The organism is Arthrobacter sp. DMZ02-1R, assembly GCF_057747935.1.
The window spans coordinates 4,480,630-4,500,254 of sequence record NZ_CM173230.1; the positions used below are offsets into that span (position 1 = coordinate 4,480,630).

General features: G+C 59.1%; 14 protein-coding genes. All 14 read left to right on the forward strand.

Annotated features, from left to right (window positions below; all coding sequences use genetic code 11):
* Positions 1–438 precede the first annotated feature (438 nt).
* Positions 439–1,566: a sugar ABC transporter substrate-binding protein gene (locus AC3ANQ_RS21305; protein ID WP_488302876.1), complete on the forward strand. Its 1,128-nt coding sequence runs from the start codon at positions 439–441 to the stop codon at positions 1,564–1,566.
* Positions 1,563–3,065: a sugar ABC transporter ATP-binding protein gene (locus AC3ANQ_RS21310; protein ID WP_488302877.1), complete on the forward strand. Its 1,503-nt coding sequence runs from the start codon at positions 1,563–1,565 to the stop codon at positions 3,063–3,065. Before AC3ANQ_RS21305 ends, AC3ANQ_RS21310 begins: the two co-directional genes overlap by 4 nt.
* Before the next feature lie 16 nt (positions 3,066–3,081).
* A complete protein-coding gene (locus AC3ANQ_RS21315) occupies positions 3,082–4,152 on the forward strand; it encodes an ABC transporter permease (protein ID WP_488302878.1) in 1,071 nt (356 codons plus the stop codon).
* Positions 4,130–5,350 carry a serine hydrolase domain-containing protein gene (locus AC3ANQ_RS21320; protein WP_488302879.1) on the forward strand — a complete coding sequence of 407 codons (1,221 nt, stop codon included), beginning with the start codon at positions 4,130–4,132 and terminating at the stop codon, positions 5,348–5,350. The genes AC3ANQ_RS21315 and AC3ANQ_RS21320 overlap by 23 nt, the downstream gene beginning before the upstream one ends.
* A 635-nt stretch (positions 5,351–5,985) precedes the next feature.
* A complete protein-coding gene (locus tag AC3ANQ_RS21325) occupies positions 5,986–6,618 on the forward strand; it encodes a zinc-binding dehydrogenase (RefSeq protein ID WP_488302880.1) in 633 nt (210 codons plus the stop codon).
* A gap of 1,875 nt (positions 6,619–8,493) precedes the next feature.
* The gene (locus AC3ANQ_RS21330; protein WP_488302881.1) at positions 8,494–9,777 is read left to right on the forward strand and encodes a serine hydrolase domain-containing protein; all 1,284 of its coding nucleotides are present in this window, start codon (positions 8,494–8,496) and stop codon (positions 9,775–9,777) included.
* Positions 9,778–10,361: 584 nt separating this feature from the next.
* Positions 10,362–11,360, forward strand: a complete 999-nt coding sequence (locus tag AC3ANQ_RS21335; RefSeq protein WP_488302882.1) for an MBL fold metallo-hydrolase — start codon at positions 10,362–10,364, stop codon at positions 11,358–11,360.
* Positions 11,361–11,574: 214 nt separating this feature from the next.
* On the forward strand, positions 11,575–12,993 hold the full coding sequence (locus tag AC3ANQ_RS21340) for an ABC transporter substrate-binding protein (protein ID WP_488302883.1): 1,419 nt from the start codon (positions 11,575–11,577) through the stop codon (positions 12,991–12,993).
* 1 nt (position 12,994) lies between these two features.
* The gene (locus AC3ANQ_RS21345) at positions 12,995–14,029 is read left to right on the forward strand and encodes an ABC transporter permease (RefSeq protein WP_488302884.1); all 1,035 of its coding nucleotides are present in this window, start codon (positions 12,995–12,997) and stop codon (positions 14,027–14,029) included.
* Position 14,030: 1 nt separating this feature from the next.
* The gene (locus tag AC3ANQ_RS21350; protein WP_488302885.1) at positions 14,031–15,977 is read left to right on the forward strand and encodes a dipeptide/oligopeptide/nickel ABC transporter permease/ATP-binding protein; all 1,947 of its coding nucleotides are present in this window, start codon (positions 14,031–14,033) and stop codon (positions 15,975–15,977) included.
* On the forward strand, positions 15,974–17,032 hold the full coding sequence (locus tag AC3ANQ_RS21355) for an ABC transporter ATP-binding protein (protein ID WP_488302886.1): 1,059 nt from the start codon (positions 15,974–15,976) through the stop codon (positions 17,030–17,032). The genes AC3ANQ_RS21350 and AC3ANQ_RS21355 overlap by 4 nt, the downstream gene beginning before the upstream one ends.
* 67 nt (positions 17,033–17,099) lie before the next feature.
* Entirely contained in the window at positions 17,100–18,017 is a 918-nt protein-coding gene (locus AC3ANQ_RS21360; RefSeq protein ID WP_488302887.1) for a fumarylacetoacetate hydrolase family protein, read from the forward strand.
* 59 nt (positions 18,018–18,076) lie between these two features.
* Entirely contained in the window at positions 18,077–18,721 is a 645-nt protein-coding gene (locus AC3ANQ_RS21365) for a TetR/AcrR family transcriptional regulator (protein ID WP_488302888.1), read from the forward strand.
* The gene (locus tag AC3ANQ_RS21370) at positions 18,718–19,605 is read left to right on the forward strand and encodes a methylenetetrahydrofolate reductase (protein ID WP_488302889.1); all 888 of its coding nucleotides are present in this window, start codon (positions 18,718–18,720) and stop codon (positions 19,603–19,605) included. The genes AC3ANQ_RS21365 and AC3ANQ_RS21370 overlap by 4 nt, the downstream gene beginning before the upstream one ends.
* Positions 19,606–19,625 lie beyond the last annotated feature (20 nt).

A 19,625-nucleotide genomic window follows, 5' to 3' on the forward strand; every position in this document is an offset into this window, starting at 1 on the left:
CACTGGTGCGCTGACCTGCTGCCTCCACGGGGGGCGGACACTGGCCCCTGCCTACGGCCTATGGACCCCGGTCCGCGAAGCGCCCATAGACAGAATCCCAGTGCCTGAACCTCTCGGCACATGACGCCAGGGCGCCGGCGCGGAACCGCCGGCCGATGCCCTCGACTGTTCACCGCATGTCCATGATCGGACGTCCGTTCCCCTTCCAAACCGGCAAATGCGGTGCCGTTACGGTCCGTGTCTTGTCGGAAATTTCCTGCCTCACTGCCATGCAACAAGCCTGACGGAGATCAACCTTCAAAGGGGTTCAGCAACATATCCTAGTCCCCTGAAAGCAATCACCCGACATTCTCTTTCGGTGAGGCCCTTGACACATGCATCACCGACCGACAACATTTGCATTGGAGTGTAAATTATTCCCTCAACGAGGAGGAGAACATGAGTTCTATAAACAACATTCGTTATCCAGCACTGGGGGCGATGCTCGCAGTTACAACGCTCGTCGTAGCCGGCTGCTCGAGCTCTGACGCTAGCCCCAATAGCGGCGGAAGTTCGTCGGCCTCAAGCATCAACGTCGCACAGGCGAAGACGGATCTTGACGCTGTCATCAACGAATCACCCACGATCGTCGTACCAGCGGTCGGCGCATCGATTCCGAAGAACAAGACAATCGACTACCTCACCTGCGCTCTGGCGGTCTGCGCGGATGTGGGCGCCGGTGTTCAGGATGCAGCAACGGCTTTGGGGTGGAAAGTCAACGTCGTTACAAGTGACTCGACACCTTCCGGATATCAGGCGGCCTGGAACCAGATTGCTCAGAACCCGGGTGACGGTGTCGTGAACGCGAGTCCGATCCTGCCTTATTCAGCGATATCCAGCCAGACCGACAAGGCCAACGTGCCTATCGTCTCGTCTACCTCTCCTGACCCTGTTGGAGGCCATTTGATCGCAGTGGTTTCGAGCAGCCAAGACATCCAGCGTCAAGGCAGCACCGAAGCCAACTGGGTGATTCAGGACGCAGGCGCCCCAGTCAAGTCAGTGTTCGTCTACGACCCGTCGATCCCCGCGCTCAAAAGCGCTCTGCCTGGCTATCAAGACGCGATGAAAAAGAACTGCCCGGCATGTTCGGTAGATGTTCTACAGGTGAGCGCGGCACAAATCGGGCCGGCCTTGGCTCAACAGGTCGTCAGCTACCTGCAATCGAATCCGGGCACGAAATACGTGGCGTTCGGGCTGGGTGACCTCGCGACGGGAGTGCCGGCCGCGGTCAAGACTTCCGGGCTTCAGGATCAGGTCAAGCTCACCACGCGTGCGGCGACCCCCACGAACCTGGCCGACGTACAAAGCGGTGGTATGGCTTCGGCGTCTACCGCAGAACTCTACGAGGCCGGCTGGCGTTCGGTTGACAAGCTCGTGCGGTCGCTATCGGGCACGCCGATAGGTGAACCATACCCATACGGACTCTCTCGACTGATCACAAAAGACAACCTGCCTTCGGATATCACCGTTCCGTTCAGCGTTCCTCACTACCAGGCACCGTTCAAGACGGCCTGGGGCGTCAATTGACTTTGTCACAGCCGCCGCGGTTGGTCGTGGAAGGTCTCTCTAAGACCTTCCCCGGCCAGCGTGCACTCGATAGCGCCTCGTTGACGGTGGCGACTGGTGAAGTGCATGCGTTGCTCGGTCAAAACGGTTCAGGTAAATCGACCCTGATCAAAATCCTCGCAGGCTATCACCAGCCCGATCCCGGTGCCTCCGCATCCAAAGACGGGCAGCCATTCGAGCTAGGCAATGCGGCGGCGGCGCATGCCGCTGGAATCCGCTTCATTCACCAAGACTTGGCGCTGATCCCAGACCTTAACGTCACAGACAACCTCGCGCTCGGCGGGGGTTACCGGTCGAACACGTGGATCAGCGATCGGGGTGAAGCCTCGGCAGCGCAAGATCTCTTGGATGAATGGGGCCTGAAAGTCGACGCTAGGGCACCGCTTCGTACTCTGGGACAGGCCGATCGCACGATGGTTGCAATCGTCCGAGCGGTGCGTGATGGGGTGCGAGGCAGCGGCATGTTGGTGTTGGATGAGCCTACTGCTGCGCTGCCAAGTCATGAGGTCGAACACGTGTCTGCCTTGGTGCGCCAGCTCCGAGACCGCGGCACCTCCATCCTCTATGTCACGCATAGATTGAGCGAGGTATTTCAGATAGCCGACACCGTCACCGTTCTCCGGGATGGACGAGTCACGGGCTCGCGCACGGTGGCAGGGATGGATCACGACGATCTGGTTGCGATGATCATCGGCCGGTCGCTCGGCAACATCTACCCAGATATCCCGCAACCCTTGGACAATCCTGTGCTGACGGTTGAGGACGTTCGTGGTGGCTCCGTGCAGACTTTGTCACTGCAGCTACGGGAGCGCGAAATCGTCGGCATCGCGGGGTTGACCGGGTCAGGCCGTGAGGCGGTCACGGACTTGCTATTCGGCACCTCCGCCCGCGACAGCGGAACTGTGCGCATCGGGGGGAAAGAGGTGAGGGCTCTCAGTCCGAAGGACTCGATCGCAAATGGTCTGGCGTTGCTGCCCGCAGATCGGAAAGGGGTCGGCTCGATTCCTGAGCTGACAGTAAGAGAGAACGTGACCCTCCCCGCGATCAGCACCGGGCGAGGATATTGGCTGAGCACGCGAGCGGAGCATCGTGATGTCGATGGGTGGCTCAAGCGGCTTGACGTCGTGCCAGGTGACCCCGAACGGCCGTTGGCAACGCTCAGCGGTGGAAACCAGCAGCGGGCGTTGATGACTCGATGGCTGCGCTGCAAAGCAAAAGTGTTCCTGATGGATGAGCCCACCCAAGGTGTTGACATCCAAGCAAAGGTCGCGATTTATAGCGCGATTCGAGATGCCGCAAACCACGGCGGCAGTGTGCTCGTAGCCTCGACGGACAACGACGAGCTCGCGGCGATATGCGACCGGGTGATTGTGATGCGCGACGGTAAAGCGGCGATCTCGCTCACCGGCGAGCGTCTCACCTCCGAGGCAATCCTCGAACACAGCATTGACGCGCCCTAACTAAGGAGAGCAAATAATGAACCGGCTTGTTGGACGTCTTGGACTCGAGCGTTACAGCGGACTCTACGTCCTCGCGCTCTTCATCATTGTGTATTCGGTCTGGCTGCCACGCACCTTCCCCACAGGCACGACCGCTCAGAACATCGCGAGCAATCAAGCGATCACGGGCGTAGCCGCGCTCGGCCTGGTCTGCGCCCTCGCAGTCGGTGCATTCGATCTTTCGATCGCTGCGGTGCTCGGTCTGAGCTCGACCGTTGCGGCGGCCTTGATGGTTCGCTTCGACGTCTCCCCAACACTGGCGATCGTGATCGTGCTCGGCATGGGGGTGGTCATTGGCCTCGTCAACGGCCTACTCGTCGTGCGCTTCCTCATCCCGAGCGTCGTAGCGACGCTCGGGATGAGTTCGATACTTGGGGCGTTTGACCTCTTCATTACCAATGGTCAATTCATCACGCCGCTTCCAGCTTCGTTCACCCAGCTCACCACAGGAACTCCCGCCGGGATCCCGATCCCATTCGTCGTGCTGATCGTCGTTGCTCTGATCACCTGGTACATCCTTGAGCACACGCCCCTTGGTCGTCGCATGACGGCCACCGGAGCGGGCGCCGACGCCGCCCGCCTGGCCGGAACGAACACGGGGCAGGCAGTCGTAGTGGGCCTCGTCATCTCCAGCGCCCTTGGAAGCCTCGCGGGCCTGATACTCGTTTCCACCGTCGGATCTGCGGCGCCTAACTCGGGTCCGTCGTACCTGCTCCCGTTGTTCGCCGCGGTCTACCTCGGTTCCACCCAGATCAAGCCTGGCCGTTTCAACATCTGGGGGACGATTGTCGCCCTCTTTGTGCTGGCGACCGGCGTCAAGGGGCTGCAGCTGGTCGGGGGCCAGCTGTGGGTCGCATATCTTTTCAACGGCGCTGCGCTGATCCTTGCTGTCGGTGTCGCAATCTCGGCCCAGAGCCGGCGTCGCCCAAGAGCTGGGCGGCAAGGATTCCGCCGGCGCGGAACAGGTGTCAAGGTGAGCACGGCCGCCACAGAACTCGAGCCCGTGACCGAAGAGGAAACGACATATGTCCCTATCACCCACGCTTGATGCGCTCCTAGCGGACGCGGTTGCGAAGCAGGACCTACCGTTCGTGGTGGCGATGGTCGCGAATAGCGGAGGTGTGCTGTGGCAGGGCAGCGCGGGGCAGGCGTCTGAATCATCGACCGTTCGAGTAGATGCAGTGTTCCGCATCTACTCGCAGACCAAGGCGATCGGTGCGACCGCGGCGATGATCCTGATAGATCGTGGACTGCTCTCGCTGGATACGCCGGTGGCCTCAGTGCTTCCGGAGTTCGCTCAGGTTCAGCTCCTGGAGTCAATAGGCCCGGAGGGTCCAGTGCTGCGCGCGCCTCGTGAGACCTGCACGTTACGACATTTGCTCACGCAAACGTCAGGACTGCAGTACGAGGGAATGGATGAACGGATGACTGACTACAGAACCTTCACTGGAGGCCCAGTAGTCGCTGTCGCATCGATGGAGATTCTGCTCAGTTACCCCCTGATGTTCGAGCCGGGCAGCGGTTTCGCCTACGGCGTCGGCCTCGATTGGGTCGGCCTCATGATTCAGCGGATCGACGGTAGGACGATCGACCGCTTCTGCCGCGAGGAAATCTTCGAGCCGCTCAGCATGCGCGACACGGTCTTCGAGCCAGACGACCATCGAGACAGGATCCCGCCGCTGAAGTGGCGGACTGCCGAAGGTGGCTTCGTAGAGGCAGACCTGGCACCGCCGCCGCATCCGGAATTCTATGGTCTCGGCATCTGCCTCTACAGTACGGCTCCTGACTACCTGCGCTTTTTGCGGATGGTGCTGAACCGGGGCGAGCTCGATGGTCGGCGCATCCTGAGCGAGCGGGCGATCGATTTGATGATGCTCAACCAGATGCCAGACGGTGCGCACATGGCCCCGATTGTCTCGAGAGATCACCGGTGGTCGGCCGATGTCGACTTCTTTCCGGGAACCCGCAAGACCTGGACCGCCGGCTTCATGCGCAATGAGCAGGCCATCCCCGGCATGCGCGCTGCCGGCTCGCTGGCCTGGGCAGGTATTTTCAACAGCCACTACTGGCTCGACCCAACCAACGACATCGCCTCGGTCTACATGACTCAGTCTTTGCCATTCGTTGAACCGCGCGTCATGGCGCGTTTCGGGGAGTTTGAACGCGAGGTCTACAAACAGTTCCTCGGCAGCGGCCTGACTCGAACGTCTCGCTTGACACATGTTCTCCGCGAGACCCTCCCTTAGCCTCGCGGTGTCACGCATCGATTCCGATGATCACCATGGTCCTGTCGCCTTTCCTTCTACGGGTCGGGGTGCAGGACCGGCCGGTCGGCATATCCCAGTCAGGGGCGATGCCACGCTCCTCTCAAGCCGGACCGGCCGGTCCCTCGGCGCCAGCCGGCCGCACTACAGACATTAGCCACGGAGGCGAAAAACGATGGAGTGAACCAACCGGCACACCAAAATAGTGTCACTGGGAATAACGGTGGATTCAGACACTCCCACCGCTTCACCAAGAGCACTTCCGCCATACGAGAGCATCCTCACCGCTAATTGTTAAGAGCTTCCGAACCTCTGATCACGACGACAAAAGATTTGAGAAACTCAGAGGAGAGCAATGTCTAGCCTGACTTATCGGGCCTATCAGGTGGCTGCACCAAAGCTAGCCGCCGAGGTTGTGGCCCTGACCGAGACCGACCTGCCCGAGGGTGATCTGACGGTGCGAGTAAAGCACTCCTCCCTGGCTCTCTGCTGGAGAAGAAGTCGTCCTCACCGGTGCCAACCTTTCGGAGACTCGCCCTGGCGGGTATTCCGGCTATCAGCGGATTGAGGCAGGACTCGTTGTCAAGGCTCCCGAGGGACTCGGCACATGGGGTGCGATGGCAGTCGGTGCGGCCGGCCTCACGGCCATGCTGTGCATCCTGCGCCTGCGCGCCGCCGGTGTGAAGCCGGGTTTGGGTCCCGTGCTGGTTACGGGTGCAACAGGTGGCGTGGTCAGCTTCGCCGTTGGCGTTTTGTCCCGTTTGGGCTACGAGGTCCACGCCGCCACGGGCAAGGTGACGGAAGAGTTGTACCTCAAGGAGCTGGGCGCGAGCGAAATCATCCCGCGTGAGGCACTGGCAGGAGAGGCCAGTGCCCTAGCCCTGGGCAGGCACCGCTGGATTGGATGTGTCGACAGCGTCGGCGGGAAAACCCTTGCGAATGTGCTGAACCAGATCAAGTACTCCGGCGCGGTAGCGGCGTGTGGCCTCGCCGGGGGCCATGGGCTACCTGTCATAGTGATGCCGTTTATCTTGCGCAACGTCGCACTTCTGGGCGTGGACTCGGTGAACGCGCCGCTGGAACTGCGCCGCGAGGCCTTGTCACAGCTTGACGCTCTCTTTACGCCTGACGACCTGCGCGAGATTGCAGTTGATGCCGGCTGGGAACAGATCCCGGATCTGAGTCAGAAGATCCTGGCGGGTGCCATCCGTGGCCAGGTCGTCGTAGACCTTGCGAGCATGGCGGACTGAGGTTTGTCCATGACTTCCATCAACAGGACGGCAGCCTAGACACTATCGGCACTGTGTTCTGGCGTCCTACCGAGGATACTTTACGTTCCCTAACCGGTTCGCCGAAGACCTTAGTCCACTACTCCACCTACGAGGAGCTAGGCGACAGCCGGAGGCACTTCGGGTGACCCGGCGCGCCTTGGTTCGGCCGCAGCGCCTGGCATTCAATGGGTTCTCGTGGAGGACAATCGTCCGTCGTCGAGTCATTACAGAGTCAAGGTGAACCCGCTACTCTAAGCCTCTGGCAGGCGAGGAAGATCCCGCCATGAACATCCGCGCAGCGGTATCACGGGGGCAACATTTCAGCATCGGTAGTGCAACCCACCAGTAACTATCCTCCATGCCGTCTGGATGCTGTGAAGGTTCAAATCGGTCGACGAGTAGCGCACCTCCGCACATTAGGTTCTTCCAAAACACCGCTGAGAGAATGTGTTTTACAATTGATTGCTTGAAGCAACTTCCGGCTGCTTTCAGCCGTTCTTGTCGATTACGTGCACTGAATCGACGTCGTCAAAGTGGAACATTTTCCGCTCGTTCAGGTCATTCCTTACCCAGATAATCAGACTGTCATTTTTCCGGTCTCCACTGTTCCTACGAGCTTCTGTTTGTCCGGACCATTAAGAGAAACGATGTCTCCGGGGCTTAGGCTGGTCCAAATCTGCCGCGAGTGCTTCTCCCCCAAGGCACGGTTCAATATCGCCCTCTCGAAGCTGCCCGCATCCGGAGGAGACATTGGCTGTCCCTTCGTTGCCTAGTGAACCCGCCGGGGTCGACCGGGCCCATTGTTTCTGTCGAATATGTGTCACGCCTCCGGAGCAGGCATTCCTGCTCGGCCTACCTGTCGGGGCCATCCTGCCTGGCTGACCACCGATAGCGGACAGCCCAGCGGGGTGGCTGCGACATGTGCGAAGCGGGGCAAGAGAACTTCTACTACTCCTTCCCGACCCTGACCTACGGCGGCACCGACCGGCCGGACGGGTCGACCACACTCTAAGGGACAACCTCACAGCCCAGGACTTCCAGGCAGCGGAGGAGTTTATCGATGCCCCTCGAGATGAGCTGGTCAATGCAGACCCGACTAGCGTAAATTACAGTATGGTGTAATTTTCGGGCATCGTGCGCACCACGCTATCCCTTTTTGGAAAGGAGGTGGGATGTGTCAGGTCGAGAGAACAATAACCATCACGCCCGGTTCGTTTGCCAAGTTCCACGAAGCACTGAAGAGGGAAAGAGACCATGCGGTGGCGTCGAGTCACTCCCAAAGCAAAGCACGGCGGTATTGTGTCTCATGGCCGGATCAGGCTCTCTACCGAGAGACAGGGACCCCGCTCCGAGCGTACGAAATTGATGAATTCAATGCTTCCCCTTGGGCTGGCCTTCACTACCGACACGAGTTCTTGCTTCACCACCGACACGAACTGTTGGAGCGAGAACAAAGACATAGGGATTCCGACGCCGTCCACTTTGGAGACGGCAGATCAGACTGAGGTACCGCTGGTTTGGAGAAGTTGCCATCTCGGTGTGTGAACTTTTCGGCATATGGAGCTTGAGCAACGCCGGGGTTATGGAAAGATATGGGAGTTCCTCACCGGGGGATCCTCGCCGTGTCACCCCTCCGCCACGAAGCTGCGGGCAAATGGCCGGAGTTTTTTGAAGCCCCTGGATAGCGACCGTCTGCTGTGCATCAGTCCTTGGATCCGGCCATGACACTAGGAATGGAGTGTCAGTCACTGTGTCTGCACCTGGGCCCTTGGAGCGCGTCTCGGATTACTGCATACCCGTCATGGCGGCGGGTCCACAAGGAAGTGTGACAACAAATGTCGGAAATCAAAACTAATGGATAACGCGAACAAACCGCCGGAGTCGCTCACGGAGCAGCGCGGTGTGGCGTCGCAGCATAGCGTCCGGGCTCATCCCTGCCCGAGCAACCCCGACCTGCACAAGGCGTTTTTAGCTCCTGCTGATGCCTTGGACGCAAGCCTAAGCTGCGCGGTCAAGCGCAACGAGGTTCCAGGAATGGTCGCGCTCGTCACTAACCGTGACCGTGTCCTTTACCAGAGCGTGTTCGGCGTGGCGGACGTCGCAACTCGGCGCGCACTTACCATGAATTCGATGTTTCGGATCGCCTCAATGACCAAGCCGGTCACGTCGGTGGCGCTTATGCAGCTCGTCGAGCAGGGCCGCGTCGGTCTCGATAATGCGGTCGAGGATTATTTAGCCGAGTATGCGGGGCTGAAAGTCTTATCCTCCCTCGACCCCGCGACGGGGGCTTATCAACTTCGTCCGGCCGCGGGGCCCGTGACGATCGAACACCTCCTCACGCACACGTCCGGGCTGGGCTACCCCTTCACCAGTGCCACTTGTCGTGACTTTAGGCCGAATAGCGGTGAAATATCATTTCTCGGCGGGCCGCTCTTATTCGATCCGGGTGAACGCTGGCTTTATGGCACTAGTACTGACCTGGCAGGCAAACTGGTCGAGGAGATCTCTGGTCAAAAGCTCGAGGAGTACTTCCGCCAGCACATCTTCACTCCCCTCAAGATGTACGATACGTCCTACAATGTGCCCGAACGGAAAAGGCTGCGCCTTGTAGCCCAACAACAGCGCGCCGGCGCTCGCATGGATGGTGCGATCGAACGGCATGAGCCGCAGCCGCAATCCATGCTTTCGGTCCCGTCCCCGAACGGCGGCGGAGGCCTCGCCTCGACCGCGAGCGACTATGGGCGCTTCATGCGTATGTTACTCAACAACGGCGTGCTTGAGGGCGTCCGAGTGCTTCAAGCCGATACCGTCGCGCTCATGGGTCAAAACCATATTGGGGCAATTTCCGTTCCAGCGCTCAAGAGTGCACTACCGTTCAGCGCCGATTTCACATTTGTAGCCGACGGCCGCGACAAATGGGGGCTCGGCTTTCTCATCACCACGGATCAGGTCCCCGGTAAGCGCTCCCCCGGCAGCCTGAGTTGGTGCGGTCTTAACAACACATATTTTTGGATCGATCCCGCTTGCGGCATCGGAGGCGTCATCATGATGCAGTTTCGGCCGTTCGCCGATGAAAAGGCACTAGGGGTTCTGGATGTTTTCGAGCGCGGCGCCTATCAGCTATTGAGCACCGCATAGGCTTCAATTCCTGGAGAGCTCAAGGGGACATCTAATCTGCAGTTAAGAGGGCCCAAGGTGGAACTGTTGGGATTGAGCCAGTGATCCCGGATGGAAGCTAGCCGCCGAGACGCTCCGCTTGGCGTAGCAGTGCTGCTTGGGAGCTTTTGTTCGCCAGATGGTTCCGAGGGTGGTACGCCGTAGGGCCCATGCCGCGGCTCCATGCCCAAGCTCAGGGGCCGGACAGGTGCATGTCGGGCGGTGTAAAAGCCAAGATTACGCAGATCGCCCCCACCATAACTGTCATTAGCGGGGCCCGAGGGGGTGTCACTGAGTAAGGGCTGTGAAGGCGACCGAGATACCATGTCGGGCAACTATGCTGTCTACCGCCCAGCGGGCACGTCCGTCCGCGCGTCGTTTGAGCTTCTCACGCGCCCGCCCCCGCGTTCATCAACTTTCGAGCTGGTAAACCCACGAAGCTCCCATTCTCCGCTTAGTCACCCCACTGTCGGCGGCCGACAGTACCCCTTCGCATTCTCTAGAAATGAGATTCGTCACGCTATTGTGTGGGTTGCATCATGCGCCTATGCTGACTGACATAGATTATGTTGCTCAACGAGGAGTGTGCGGTGTCGACAATAAATAGCTTTCAGGCTCAGGGGCTGGTTGCCCTTGGGGTCGGATGCCATGCTTGGGTCGAGCTTCCCGGCACGTGGGGGATGAGTAACGCCGGGGTCGTGGAAAGTGATGGCGAGATCCTCATCGTTGATACCCGCAATGACGTTCCCCGCGCCAGGCAATTGAAAGAAGATGCCTTGGCTGCATCTTCCGGGTCGAGGATAACGACCGTTGTGAACACGCATGCCGACGGAGATCACTGGTTCGGAAACGTGGCCTTCGAGGGCGCGACCATCATTGCCACGGAGGCCGCCGCGAGGGGTATGCGTGAGATCGAGATGGATCCTCGGGAGCTGTCTGAGATGGGGAAACCCGGCAGCGCATTTCGGCGTTGGACCCGTTGGCGCTCGGAGTTCTACGACTACCGAGGCTGGCGTCCCGTTTATCCGACAGAGACGTTCACGGGCCGTAAGCAAATTACGGTCGGGGGCCTAGACGTGGAGCTCATAGAAGTCGGTCCGGCTCATACTCTCGGCGACGCGATCATTCACATTCCTGAAGCCAGCGTGACCTTCGCCGGTGACATCGTTTTCAACCTCTCAACTCCCATGGTTTGGTCTGGACCAGTGACCAGGTTCGTGGCAGCTATGGAATTGATCCTCAGTCTTGAATCAGATGTCATTGTCCCTGGCCACGGGCCCCTCGCTTCACCTGCGGACGTTCGTCTGGCCCGGGACTACTTGAGTTACGTGCTGGAGCACACTGTGTTCAATTTCGAGGCTGGCGCGTCCTTTGAAGAGACATATCTCCGATTCGACACTCCTGCGGCCTACAGGCACTGGCCGCATTTCTCGCGGGTCTACCAAACGATTAGCTCCATTTACCGTGAGCTGGATCCCGCTCAGCCTCGACAGAGCAGACGAGAGAATCTCGACCGGATGCTGGCGGACGACGGCTGGAAGTCGAAATACCCAACTTCCGAGTAGATCCGCCAACGTGCGGCGCCAGGTGCATTGACGCGCCACTTACACAGAGAATGCGAAGGTGTGAAAACGAATGTATAAAAGAATTGTAAAGCGATTACTTACGCTCGTGGGGACCGTAACCACGGTTGCTATTTTGGGAGCGTGCACGACGGCGCCGGCTGGCTCGGGTGGGGCACCTGAGACGAGTTCCGTCGTCAAGGATGCGATCTTGCGAGTGGGAGTCGATCTCACGAGCGGCGGAGGACCGACGTTTGATGCGGCCCAGCCGTTAGTGGTGGTCCCCGGGCAGGACATGTGGCGCGACCTTATGTTTGACAGGCTCGTCTATCGTGACGAGTCGGATAAACTCACGCCCGGGCTACTCGAGTCGTGGAAGATCGTCGATCCGTTGACTCTAGAAATTACTGTTCGAAAGGATGTGAAGTTTCAGGACGAGACAACTCTCGACGCCGAGGCATTGAAGTGGAACTGGGATCGCTTGCTCGCCACCCCGACTGTCACAGTTCCTCCCGACTTCCGAGCGCTGAAAAGGATGGATGTCGTCTCGCCGCTGGTATTGCGCTTGACATACTCAAAGCCGGTTGCGAACTACGCGCTCAGTGTGACAATGTCACGCTCCTTGCAGTACGGCACGATCATCTCGCCGACGGCTTCGAAGAACCTGGGCAAGGGATTCGATGCTGCCCCTGTTGGCGCGGGACCCTACAAGTTCAGCCAGTACAAGCAGGGCGAGATTCTCTCCTTGCGTCGCTTCGACCACTATTGGGATGCCGCCGACAGCCAGAAGCTGGGAGGGGTTGACTTTGTTCAGCTACAGGCGGGCTCAGCGGCGGTGTCTGCGCTGGCGTCTGACCGTGTAGATTTGGCGCCAATTCCAGCAGAATCGATATCAGCTGTGAAAAACCGCCCGGGACTTGGTGTTGTCACGAAGGTATCCGATCAGCTGATGCTGCTGGTACTGAATGTCAAGAAGGCGCCCTTCGATAATCCCCTCGTAAGGCAAGCACTCGCGCTTGCCATCGATCGGGACGCGATCAACGAGGCTGCGTTTTCGGGTCAGGGCAAGCCGACCCCCTTCCTCTACTTCGACGGGTCCCCTCAGAAACCAAAGGGTCTGGAGAATAAGTACGGGCACGACCCGAAGCGCGCCAAAGAGCTTTTGGCGCAAGCCGGTATCGCCCCAGGAACCGCCCTCCAGCTCTTCATCCAGGTGAGGCCAGACTCGCAGGGGGCCGCCGAGGTCCTGCAGGCACAACTGAAGGAGGTCGGTATTGATGTGAAAATCGAGGTGCAACAGAACTGGATCCCCGCGATCTTGACGCTCCCGCAGTCCTACGTGGTTACGATCACCAATTTCCTGGTTCCGCAGCAGATTCTCACGAGCAACCCGATTGTCGCGATGGGTTATGCAAATCAGAAGTTTGATGCATTGGCAGATGCGGTACGAGGTGCGACAACTGACCAAGAGCTGGCCGAGGCCAACCTCGGGCTCCAGAGAATGATTCATGCGGATGTGCCAATTATTCCGCTCGTTGAGTCCCCACTGAATTTAGGTGTAAGGGCCACCGTGCAAGGCCTTGGCGCCTCCCGGTATAGCGCGATTCAGCTCAGGGACGTGTGGATCGCCAAGTGAAATGAGCGGGCTGCGCCTGACCATCCTGTCGGGTGCAGCCGACCCGCTCACAACATCACATAGATCCTCACCCAGACAGGGACCTCTCATGAAACTATTCTTGCTACGTAGGCTTCTAACGGTACCTCCAACCCTATTGTTGGTTACTTTCGGTGTTTTCCTGCTCGGCAAATTGGTTCCCGGGGACGTAGCGATCACCTTGGCTGGCGGAGCGGACGCCTCGCCGGAGGCGATAAAGGCCATCCGGCAGGAGCTTCGCCTCGATGATCCACTCATCGTCCAATACTTGTCTTGGTTGGGGGGTGCCGTCAGGTTCGACTTCGGTAACTCACTGTTTAGCGGGACCCCGGTAGCTGCATCCATCGCCGACAGGCTTCCGATCACCATGGGACTAGTAGCCTGTGCCCTGACCGTTGCGATCGTGATAGGTGTTCCCCTTGGTGCCGCAGCGGGCATCAAACCTGGTGGGTTTCTGGATCGTGTTGGGCGGATTATTTCTAGTCTCGCCGTCGGTGTGCCGAACTTCGTCGTCGCTGCCTTGCTCATCGTCGTTTTCGCGGTGACATTGCCGTGGCTACCACCATCAGGGTACGTGTCCTTCTCGGATTCTTCCTCAGGATGGCTGCGTCACATGATCCTGCCCGCCCTCGCCATGGGAATCTTCCTCTCCGCCGAGCTTAATCGGCAGATTCGCACGGGCCTCGTTCGCGAACTGGACAAGAATTACATCCGAACACTCTGGTCTAAGGGCGCCGGGAAGGCCCGGGTGATCGGGCTTCATGGCATGAGGAACGCCATTTCGCCGGCACTCACCGTTCTCGGCGTTCAAGTCGGGACGCTGCTCGGCGGATCCGTCATCATCGAACAGGTGTTCTCAATCCCAGGGCTCGGTACGTACCTGCTGCAGGGCATTATCGGCCGTGATGTTCCTGTTGTACTGGGCGTCGTCACAATTTTTGTGCTCATCCAAATGTCGATGAGTTTGCTCGTCGACATCCTCTACGGAATGTTGAATCCACGAATTAGGGCGTCCTGACATGGCCATTGAAATCTCCCGCGTTACCGGCGACGCTGTGCTCCCCAAGCCCGGTCGCATCGCCAAGGCCGTGCTCGGCTATTTTGGAGCTGGCGAGTGGATTGCAGTCGGCCTGTTGGCCGTTGTAGTCATCAGTTCGACCCTTGCCCCCTTTCTCGCCCCATACGATCCCTCCGCGCAGGACACTACCAACGCGTTCGAGCCGCCGAGCGGTCAGCATTGGCTGGGAACCGACAACCTTGGCCGCGACACCCTCAGTCGGCTCATGTTCGCTGGACAGTTGTCGATGTCAGTAGGCTTCGGCACCGTTCTTCTCGCGCTCGCTATGGCCCTGCCTCTGGGGCTTATCGCTGGCTATGCCGGTAGCTGGATCGACGTCGTGCTCATGCGCATCACCGACGCCGGGCTCAGCTTCCCGCCCATCGTCCTCGCCATGGCCGTTGCCGGCTCCTTGGGAGCAAGTACAGGCAACATGATCCTCGCGCTATCTTTCGTCTTTGCCCCGAGCCTGGCGCGACTGATCAGGAGTCAAGCACTCGCTATCCGGGAAGAGACCTTTATCAGCGCCTCACAAGTCATCGGTACGCGCCCGTACCTCATCGTCCTGCGCCGTGTTTTACCCAATCTTCGTGGTCCACTTCTCGTCTCCCTGTCATTCACGCTAGCGCACGCTCTTCTGGCCGAGGCAAGCCTCAGCTACCTCGGTCTCGGAGCCCAACCTCCCGCGGCAAGCTGGGGCAACATGTTGAGGGAGGCGTACGACACGTCACTGTATACCCAGCCGCAAAGGCTGGTATGGCCAGCGCTCGCTCTCGCCATGGCAGTTCTATCACTTAGCACTTTGGCTGATTCACTGAAGAGGGGACTCGGCGACGAGGCAAGAACCACACGAATTACGAGCCGCGGCATCACCGACATCGTCAAATCAGTAGTCGGACGCCGTAAAACACCGCAAACTGGATCAGTCCTGGATGTCGGCAATCTCGGAGTCAGCTTCACTAAACCGTCAGGCGGGACTGTTCAAGTGCTCGACGACTTGGACTTCAGACTCCGGGCCGGCGAGGTGCTTGGAATCGTGGGGGAGAGTGGGTCAGGCAAGTCGGTGACATCTTTGTCGATCACGAAGTTAATTCCGTCGCCGCCGGGTAGCATCACGTCCGGATCCATTCTGCTCGACGACGTGGAACTGATGACGATGTCCCTCGACGAGCTCCGCGGCGTGCGCGGTTCACAAGTAGCGATGGTGTTTCAAGACCCCATGACGAGTTTGGATCCGGCATTCACCGTCGGGCATCAACTCATCGAGGCAATACGCCTTCATGCCGACCTATCGCAGCGGGAGGCCACCAAGCGCGCGGTATCACTTCTGGAACAGGTCGGCATTCCCCACCCGGCGGACAGGATCAACGAATATCCACATCAGTTCTCTGGTGGAATGCGGCAGCGAGTCATGATAGCAATAGCGCTCGCCAGCAAACCAAAGGTGCTGATCGCCGACGAACCGACTACGGGCCTCGATGTCACGATCCAGGAACAGGTGCTGTCACTCTTCAAGGATTTGCGGGAAGAGTTGAACCTATCGATCATCTTCGTTACTCACGACCTCGGCGTGGTGTCACAGATATGCCACCGTGCAATCGTCATGTATGCAGGGCAGATCGTGGAGGAAGGTCCCGTCAGCGATCTTTTCTCTACCCCGCTGCACCCATATACCGAAGGGCTGCTGGGCGCCATGCCTGATGTCGCTGATCATGGCGGGCGGCTCAAAGTGATCCCAGGCGTGGTGCCATCGCTCGAAAACCTTCCGACTGGCTGCCGGTTCAGTGCTCGATGCGACTACGCCGCCGACATCTGCCGGACGCCGGTACCCCTTGTCTCGGTCGAAGACCAAGGCCGGCGAGTACGGTGCCATCGGTTTGCCGAGTTGAGTTTGCAAGGAGCGAAATGATGAACGAAAAGTCAACGTGCGTGGTGCTGCTTCATGACGTCAGCAAAGAGTTTACTCTCAAGGGCAACCGGAGCCGTGGTCGTCGGCGCACATTGCGTGCCGTTGACAATGCCGGCTTCGAGATCCAGGAAGGGACGACGACCGGGCTCGTAGGGGAGTCGGGATCCGGCAAAAGTACTCTCGGGCGGCTTATCTCCGGGCTCGAACGACCTACATCGGGATCAATCTCAGTCCTCGGAGAGGCCCTGAGCTTTCCGCTGCGCGGCAACCAATGGCGCATCCTTCGCAGGAATCTGCAGATGGTTTTCCAGGATCCTTATTCTTCCTTCGACCCCTCTTCCCGGATCGGCACTAGCATCGCCGAACCCCTTCGCGCGCATACCAACGCGGACCGGGCAAGCCGTCGGGCTGCGGTCACAGAATCACTCCGAACGGTCGGTCTCGATGCGGAGTTTGCCGACCGGCTCCCCAAGCAAATGTCAGGCGGGCAACTCCAACGTGCCGCCATCGCTCGAGCACTTATTCTAAAACCGGGCGTAATCGTTCTCGATGAAGCCGTAAGCGCCCTGGACGTATCTACGCAAGCCCAAGTAGTAAATCTCTTACGTGACATCCAGTCCCAGGTGAATGTCGCTTACCTCTTCATCTCACATGACTTGGCTGTCGTGCGCCACGTCTCCGACCGGATCGCAGTGATGTATCTCGGGCAAATTGTCGAGGAAGGTCTGGCCGCTGCTGTCTATGACGAACCGAAACACCCGTACACAGCCGCGCTCTTAGCTGCTGTGCCAAGAATCAATGAGAGCGACCGGACAGAGCAGACTTTCTTGCTTAAGGGTGAAGCGCCTTCCCCTACCAACCTGCCTTCGGGCTGCAGGTTCCGGACCCGTTGCCCATTCGCGATGCCGATTTGCGCCGAGGTGGACCCGCCTGCATTCCCCACAGAGGGCGGAGGAACCGTTCGTTGTCATCTTCACACCGAGGGCCCGCAGCTCAAGGGCCGTTCAGTGCGTCAGTTCGCCGACCCAAGTAGAGCGACGGAATCGGTACTCTAGGGGATCCCCCTCCCCAATCCATATTTTGGTTGCCAGCACGACGCAGCCACAAACACTAGGAGGAAATATGAAATTTGTCCGATACGAACAAGTCAATTCTCCAGGGCAGATTCGAGTAGGAGTGCTACGCGATGAGGAGATCAAAGGAGCGCACGAGGGTCTTACCATTGAGGAACTGCTGCAGGATGGGCCTGATCGGTTGCTTGAAGCTGGACAGGAGATCTGGGAGTCGCGCTCCGCCGAGCATGTCGGCTTGAATGACGTCCGACTGAAAATCCCCGTGCAGCCCCCGCAGATCCGCGACTGCCTTTCATTCCTCGATCATGCACGGAATGCCCGCCGCTCTCGCGGGGTGTCGACCGAACTCGAGCCGGAATGGATGGAAATGCCTCCGTTCTACTTCTCCAGCGTCGTCGACCTGCTTGATTCGACGTCACCGGTGGCCCGACCCAGCCGCAGCGTGGCGTTCGACTACGAGGTCGAGATGGCTGCAGTGATTTGCGGCGGCGGGAAGAACATCCCAGCCGCCGACGCAGAGTCCGTCATCGCCGGCTACGTTCTGTTCTGCGACTGGTCCGCCCGCGATTTCCAGGCCAAGGAGCGCGTGATGCGCATTGGCCAAGGAAAGTCCAAAGACATGGGAACCACTCTGGGCCCGGTCCTGGTGACGGCTGATGAGGTGGACTCCCTCGCCACCACCGACGGGTTCAGTCTGGAAGCGACGGTTCGAATCAACGGTGAGCACGTCTCTCGCGGCACGTTCGAGGGGATGAACTGGTCCTATGGACAGCTAATCGAGCATGTCTCTAGAAGTTCCCGGCTCGTTCCTGGAGACCTCGTGGCGGCGGGAACCATCCCGATGGGCTGCCTTCTGGAGATCTCAGGTTCGGATTCCTTTAGAGGCTGGCTGAAACCAGGAGATGTCGTCGAGATCGACGCTGGACTGCTCGGTCGCGTGGACGCCCGCATCACACAGGAGGCCTGAACGATGAGAACTGAGTACGAAGTGCGTCCCACAAGTCCCCAAACAACCTGGAGGTAGACATGCCATCGCTGAGAAATGAACGTAGCGAGCAGACCCGCGATCGCATCATCACCGCAGCAATCGAGCTCATCGCGGAAGAAAGTTATCGATCGATTTCCATGTTGGACATAGAAGCCCGGTCGAGCGTCAGTCGAGGGTCGATCCCATGGCATTTTGGGAACAAGGACGGCTTACTGCAGGCCATTGTCGAACGGTTGCGTGATGAGGGCGTCGAGCGTTTTGCAGTCGAGGTTCCGTCGGGTGCTGCCGGCTCCGCCTTTCTGGCATCTCGTGCGTCGCTGGCCATCCAAGGTCCGCAGGGACGAGCACGCCTAAGCCTTCTGTTCGAGGCAATCGACGTTAACTCTCCCATCCATGATTCGTTCCCAGAGATCCAGAGCAATGCCCGGGCCTTTTATCGGCGGTGGTTGGACCGGCCTGAGGTGGCCGAGGGACTACCCCCGGGCATCGATCTCGACTCGTTGTCAGCCGCCATTTTCGGGGGCATCATGGGCATCAATCTCCAATGGGCGCTCACGCCTGACATTATTGACCTCACAGGCGCCCATCTGACACTGTTCCGCGTGCTCTTCCCCTATCTCAATTGGGAGGACAATACCCCGCTGACCCAAGATCGGCTCCCCTCGGGTCGAGGCGCGCAATGAGTGATGGGAAAAACCTGCACCCGGCCACAGTCCCACCCCCAGCGCGTCGGCGTGATCTGGTGCAGGGCCACACATTCGAGGTCACCTGCAGGGATCTTCCCCAGGTGCGTGATGCAATTCAATTGATTCCCCCGGGTACCCGGGTCAACCTGACTGCTTTGGGGCGTGAGTCAAACGCGGAAAGAATCACGGCGATATCAGACCTGATTGATCTCGGTCTCCAGCCTGTTCCCCATATCGCAGCGCGTCGGGTGACTTCCACCAGGCAAATTTCGCAGTTCATGACCAGCCTGGCCGAGATGGGAGCGAGCGAAGAAATTTTTGTCATTGGAGGTGACGCAGCCGACGCAGAAGGTCCGTATGTCAACGCACTTAGCCTCATCGACAGCGGACTGTTTTCGAACTTCGGAGTTCGACGTGTGGGGATAGCACTCTACCCCGAAGGACATCCGTCCATCAGCGATCAACTACTGAAGGAAGATTTTTCCAACAAGTGTCGCGTACTGAGCGACCAGGGTCTCGAAACATACACGATTAGTCAGTTCTGCTTCGACGCGCAGACAGTGAGCCGATCCATAGCCTCGGTCCTCCCGAAGGCAATTCTCTCTGAAATCCGAATCGGAGTGCCGGGGCCGACCACAGTTAAGAGACTGTTGCGCTATGCGAGCCAGTTCGGAGTCAAGTCCTCCACTGGAATCGTGCGGAAGTACGGCTTCTCGCTGACCAATCTGATGTCGACGGCGAAGCCGACAAGGTTTATCGACGACCTCGCACAGAGCCTCCCGCAAACGGGCGGGACGCCGACTTTCCTGCATTTCTATCCGTTCGGAGCGGTCGAGGATACCCTCAGCTGGATCAACGAACTCACACGGAAAGGAAACTGACGTGGTATCCACAGGTTCGC

Coding starts and splice junctions, on each gene's coding strand:
- AC3ANQ_RS21305 (WP_488302876.1), top strand. CDS start 439: ATGAGTTCTATAAACAACATTCGTTATCCAGCACTGGGGGCGATGCTC.
- AC3ANQ_RS21315 (WP_488302878.1), top strand. CDS start 3,082: ATGAACCGGCTTGTTGGACGTCTTGGACTCGAGCGTTACAGCGGACTC.
- AC3ANQ_RS21320 (WP_488302879.1), top strand. CDS start 4,130: ATGTCCCTATCACCCACGCTTGATGCGCTCCTAGCGGACGCGGTTGCG.
- AC3ANQ_RS21325 (WP_488302880.1), top strand. CDS start 5,986: ATGGCAGTCGGTGCGGCCGGCCTCACGGCCATGCTGTGCATCCTGCGC.
- AC3ANQ_RS21330 (WP_488302881.1), top strand. CDS start 8,494: ATGGATAACGCGAACAAACCGCCGGAGTCGCTCACGGAGCAGCGCGGT.
- AC3ANQ_RS21335 (WP_488302882.1), top strand. CDS start 10,362: ATGTTGCTCAACGAGGAGTGTGCGGTGTCGACAATAAATAGCTTTCAG.
- AC3ANQ_RS21345 (WP_488302884.1), top strand. CDS start 12,995: ATGAGCGGGCTGCGCCTGACCATCCTGTCGGGTGCAGCCGACCCGCTC.
- AC3ANQ_RS21350 (WP_488302885.1), top strand. CDS start 14,031: ATGGCCATTGAAATCTCCCGCGTTACCGGCGACGCTGTGCTCCCCAAG.
- AC3ANQ_RS21355 (WP_488302886.1), top strand. CDS start 15,974: ATGATGAACGAAAAGTCAACGTGCGTGGTGCTGCTTCATGACGTCAGC.
- AC3ANQ_RS21360 (WP_488302887.1), top strand. CDS start 17,100: ATGAAATTTGTCCGATACGAACAAGTCAATTCTCCAGGGCAGATTCGA.
- AC3ANQ_RS21365 (WP_488302888.1), top strand. CDS start 18,077: ATGCCATCGCTGAGAAATGAACGTAGCGAGCAGACCCGCGATCGCATC.
- AC3ANQ_RS21370 (WP_488302889.1), top strand. CDS start 18,718: ATGAGTGATGGGAAAAACCTGCACCCGGCCACAGTCCCACCCCCAGCG.